3 protein-coding genes and 2 pseudogenes are annotated in these 4,808 nt (G+C 34.6%); 1 reads left to right on the top strand and 4 read right to left on the bottom strand.

Going from position 1 to position 4,808, the window contains the following annotated elements; all coding sequences use genetic code 11:
- Positions 1 to 654: pseudogene (locus tag WGMM_RS07400) on the bottom strand (IS5 family transposase); the annotation flags it as partial.
- Between the two features lie 103 nt (positions 655 to 757).
- A pseudogene (locus WGMM_RS04910) lies at positions 758 to 2,030 on the bottom strand (adenylosuccinate synthase).
- A 161-nt stretch (positions 2,031 to 2,191) separates the two neighbouring features.
- Here WGMM_RS04910 and WGMM_RS04905 point away from each other — a divergent pair.
- Entirely contained in the window at positions 2,192 to 3,796 is a 1,605-nt protein-coding gene (locus WGMM_RS04905; RefSeq protein WP_038250903.1) for a hypothetical protein, read from the top strand.
- 51 nt (positions 3,797 to 3,847) lie between these two features.
- Here WGMM_RS04905 and WGMM_RS05355 read toward each other — a convergent pair whose 3' ends face one another.
- The gene (locus WGMM_RS05355) at positions 3,848 to 4,204 is read right to left on the bottom strand and encodes a GNAT family N-acetyltransferase (RefSeq protein WP_240991953.1); all 357 of its coding nucleotides are present in this window, start codon (positions 4,202 to 4,204) and stop codon (positions 3,848 to 3,850) included.
- A gap of 68 nt (positions 4,205 to 4,272) precedes the next feature.
- Positions 4,273 to 4,808, bottom strand: a 536-nt coding sequence (gene ccsA, locus WGMM_RS04895) for a cytochrome c biogenesis protein CcsA (RefSeq protein ID WP_128080217.1), incomplete at its 5' end; no start/stop codon positions are given.

Below are 4,808 nucleotides of genomic sequence, written 5' to 3'. Positions count from 1 at the left end.
ATTTTTCCACAATCTTCTACATTTTTCTAACCAAGCAAAAGATCGCTCCACAACCCATCTTTTGGGCAATACAACAAAGGAACGTAATTCATTTCTTTTGATCACTTCAACGGTTGCACCAATAATCGTTTTTATTTGAGTTACAAAATTCTCTCCAGTATAGCCTGCATCAACCAGTACATTTTTAACTCCCGAGAGGTTTTCTTTTGCATTTTCGACCATTCTCACAGCACTGCTACGGTCAGTTATCTCTGCTGTTGTTGTATAAATTGCATGCTTGCGTATCTACTGCAATGCGGCCCTGAAATCTTCTTGCCTGCATCATAGCTTCAGCAGTATCTGCATTTTTTATACTCTGTGCATCAATTATGCAGAAGCTTTTCCGACCATTGTTTTGTCGCAATTATTTTTTTTTAATACCAGCTCCAGAACACTTTCTTTATTTACATCTGGTTTTTCACTCCACTTCTTAAAATAGTCGTAACAATTGCGCCATTTTGGGAACTCTTTTGATACCATTCTCCACTGGCAACCACTTTTTAACACGTATAACACTCCACAAAATATATCATGTAAATCAAGTGTTCTTGGTTTTGTCTTCTTTCTGCAAGATTCCAGATCTGCTACAATAATCTCAAACTTTTCTCGACTTATGTCACTTGGTTATAAACTTCGCATATCCTACTTTATATACTTTATCCTCTCACTTTATCTCTTTTTTGAGATTACGTACAGGCTCTAACATATAAAGACGTTTTCAGAAATCTTTAAGCTTAATAACATCCTCTCTTTTTGGACTAGTTGAGATTAGATGAATTATTTTTTTTATTAATTTTTCTAACCCTAACCCCTATATATTTTATTAAATTGATAGGCAATGTTTCAAACGACCTTTTACCTTGAGTGTTTTCTTTCCAGCGAGGAAACTCTTCATATATTGGCTCTAATTCCCCTTGTATTGAATGCGATGCGGGTAAATAATCATACATTTTTTCGCTATACTTGTAACCAGTGCATATTTTAATTGTATCAAAAAAATTAAGCACATATAATTTGGTTAACACAATGCTTGAAACTCCAGAGAGTTGTACGGCCTGGCGCACTAAAACTGCATCGAACCATCCGCAACGCCTTCTTCTATTGCTCACTGTTCCAAGTTCCTTACCTATAGTAAACAAGCTATCTCCTACTTCATTTTTCTGCTCAGTAGGAAATAGGCCATTGCCCACTCTTGTTGTATAAGCTTTTACCACACCAATAATGTAAGCGTTGGAGGATAACCCTGAGCCTGTTATTGCTTGCGATGCTACAGCATTACTTGAAGTAAGTACAAAAGGGTAAGTTCCGTGGTCGATATCTAAAAATGCGCCTTGGGCACCTTCAAATATTATTTTCTTACCTTCTTTTATCAAGTCATTTAATATCTTCCACACAGGTTTTTTATATGAAAGAATTTTTTCTGAAATCTCTTGAATTTCCTTTAATATTTCTTCTTTTTTAACTACCTGGTAGTTAAGGCCTTTCCTGATAGCATTGTGGTAATTCAAAAGAGTATCCAATCTTTTATTGAGCTCATCTGCGTTTTCTAAGTCACAAAGGCGTATAGCTCTCCTCCCAACTTTATCTTCATAACATGGTCCTATCCCTTTATTTGTTGTACCAATTTTGTGATTTCCATTTAAATCTTCAAATAGCTTTTCCTTGTCCTTATGTACGCTAAGTATTAATGGAGAGCTCTCAGATACCATCAAGTTGTTATAGTTTACGTCTACTCCTTTAACTTTCAATGACTCTATTTCTGAGATTAGAACGCCATTTCCTATGATAGATATTTTGCCTGGCCTCAAAACAGCAGAGGGCAATAAATTTAATTTATAAACCTCATCATCTACTACTATAGTGTGCCCTGCATTATTTCCTCCCTGAAATCTCACAACTACATCTGCATTCTCAGAAAGATAATCTACTATTTTACCCTTGCCTTCGTCACCCCATTGCAGACCAACAATTACAATATTTTCTAGATTAATACATAAATATTAATGCAGTACGCTACAAATGGAAAGAGAAATCTACGCCTTTCCTACATCCATTAAATAAAGAAATATACTGTCGATTTTCTTNATATATTACCAAATTATTCATCATTATATGATATAACTTACAGCATATTTACAGTAAGGTGTTATTTATGAAAGAGACAAAAGGAAAAAATAATAAGAGTCCAGTAGTTAGATTAAAGGCCACAGCTAAAGAGTTCAATTTTAGTAAATTAAGAGCAGATCAAGATAATAAATTAGCGAATTCCGGTGAAACAATGTTCTTAGATTTTCAAAGGATGAATTTTATTATTAACGGAAAAGAAATAGATAAAAATCTTATTATTGCATTTAAGGAAGGAGCTAAGCACCGCAAAAGCGAACTTTTTAATAGTGATGATATATATAATGACGAAATATTTAACAAAAAAGGAACAAGAGAAATAGATACGGATCATGGCAAAGCTTTTGTTGCTTCAGTACTCGAAGATATTGAGAAAGAGCTTGTAAGTAATGCATTTGGTAAGCTATGGAAAAATCACTGTGAAAATTCCAAAACTGCCAATCATCAAAAAACCGATTCATATAAGAAAGAATTTGAAGAATTTTACAATGCTGGCCCAAGGTATATCCATCTATTACCAACAGAGAAAGATGAAAACAAGGATTACCGTTCCTTTGCAAAAGAAGTTTTCAAAAAAATGTTCAGATACGCTGGGGCAGAAGTTCCAAGTGATGCTATTTTAGAAGAGCTAGTTACCAATTGTAATCAAGCAGGGTATGAGGCTGCTCCATTTATACAAACCCAACTTGCACTTGGACAGTCGTTCATAGTAGAAAATCCTAAAAAAGTAATAAATATTGATTGTGCTAACCAAAATAATGTGAGAATTAGATCTGATATGAGGCTACCAATACTCTCTGTTAAAAATCAAGTTATGCATGGCGATAAGATATGTAATCTGTCTAGTTCATTGGAATTTACAATTGAATCTCACAATGGTGAAGACTTTGTAACATACAGAGATGGTAAATTGTCACTTACTATTCCTAAAGAGTTAAAAAATTATAAAGATAATGGCAAGAGCTTGTTTGACATTATTAAAGAATATTTTCAGAAATTCTGTGCAAAATTAGGATTTAAACCTGAGACAAAAATACAAATAGAGCATGGGTTCGGTGCTCAAAGTAACTATTTAGATGGTACAATATCAACCACAGGATCAGATGCAAATGAAGAATTTATCAATCTTTTAAGCGAAAATCTCAGAGAGAGGTTATTGGGGTCAGGAGTTGCTCTAGAAGATGAAGATGTTGATGATGTTGTTGAAGTCAGAGTATCTACCGTTATAGATTTATTGAGTGATTATGCTAAATTGGAAGATAATAAAGAACACAGAGAGTTATTAATAAGTAAAGTAGCAGATAATTTAGGACTTTCCACTCAAGATAAAACAGCACCAGAAGTATTGATGGAATTAGACTCTTTACCTTCTTTGACAAAAGGTCAGGTTAATCATAATCAAGTGCAGTCTGTTGTAAATACTTTTATTAAGTTAATTATTGAAGGGAAAAGCGAAGTATACAAAAAAGGAGGTGCGATTAAAGCAATTGATGCAATTCATAAGGAGATAGATAAGGCAATTGTTGAGCAAGAAAAAAAAGCAACCAACAAACAAGATATAGAAAATGATGAACGGACAGATAGAATCAAAAAACAGAATTATTCTGCGGAATCACATGAACATTTACCTTAAAAATATTAGTAGGCTCTTTAAATATTTTAGAGTTCATGGTTACAATGGTTGCTATTTTACAGTGCATCTCACAACACTTTCTTCAAAAATATACATGTTAACATACCCTGGACGTACAAGATCACACTTATACCCAAGCTTTTCATAAATTACTTTCGCTTTTTGAAAATTCACGGTTGCAACGGTTGCTATTTTACAGTGCATCTCACGACCATAATCATGAACTTCTTCCATTAGCTGCTTTCCCATACCTTTTCTTCTATAATCAGAGTGCACCCAAAGCAAGTCAGTGTAAATTGAACCATAGATAACAAAACCGCTACAACCTACAATAATTTGTTCAGTATCATCGCGAATAAAAAAAGCAAATGGGTTACACGTACCTTTATCAACGGTTTCTTCATTAATCTTTTCGAGTAGGAATTCAATGTCTTTGCTACTTGGTGATGTGGTGTGTTCTATTTTCAGCTCTCGGCCTAATACCGCATACTGATTTCTCTCTTTATCTTATATAACTTAATTAAGTAAAGTGAATACAGTATCCACACTACTAAAAAAAATCTGGCACAAAACATAAACATTGCAACCAGTGGCAACAGCAGGGAACTTTCTATTGCTATTCCACCTTTTCTCAAAATGCTTGCTGGCTGATGGAGAGTGGACCATAAATTCACGGAAAATTTTACTATAGGAATATTTATAGCACTAAAGATGGCAAATACTGCTGCTGATTTTTCTGCCCTCGCTTCATTATCAAAAGCGCTCCACAATGAAAGGTAGCCAACATATAGGAAAAATAAAATCAGCATTGAAGTAAGCCTTGCATCCCATACCCACCAAGTGCCCCAGGTTCCTTTTCCCCAGATGCTGCCTGTGATTAAGCATATTGCCGAAAAGACTGTTCCTGCAGGAGCAGCGGCATGTGCCAAGACACTAGCAATGCTATTGTTCCATACCAATGAAATGAAACCAAGTGATGCAATTAATCCATATATTCCGAGAGCAAGCCATG

Origin of the sequence: Wolbachia endosymbiont of Glossina morsitans morsitans (assembly GCF_000689175.1) — a bacterium.
Lineage (GTDB): Bacteria > Pseudomonadota > Alphaproteobacteria > Rickettsiales > Anaplasmataceae > Wolbachia > Wolbachia pipientis.
The sequence above is the reverse complement of the archived record's forward strand: the minus strand, read 5'-3'. Positions and strand labels throughout refer to the sequence as shown.

Bases quoted from the DNA above. Each gene is read 5' to 3' on its own strand.
- WGMM_RS04905 (WP_038250903.1), top strand. From the start codon at position 2,192: ATGAAAGAGACAAAAGGAAAAAATAATAAGAGTCCAGTAGTTAGATTA.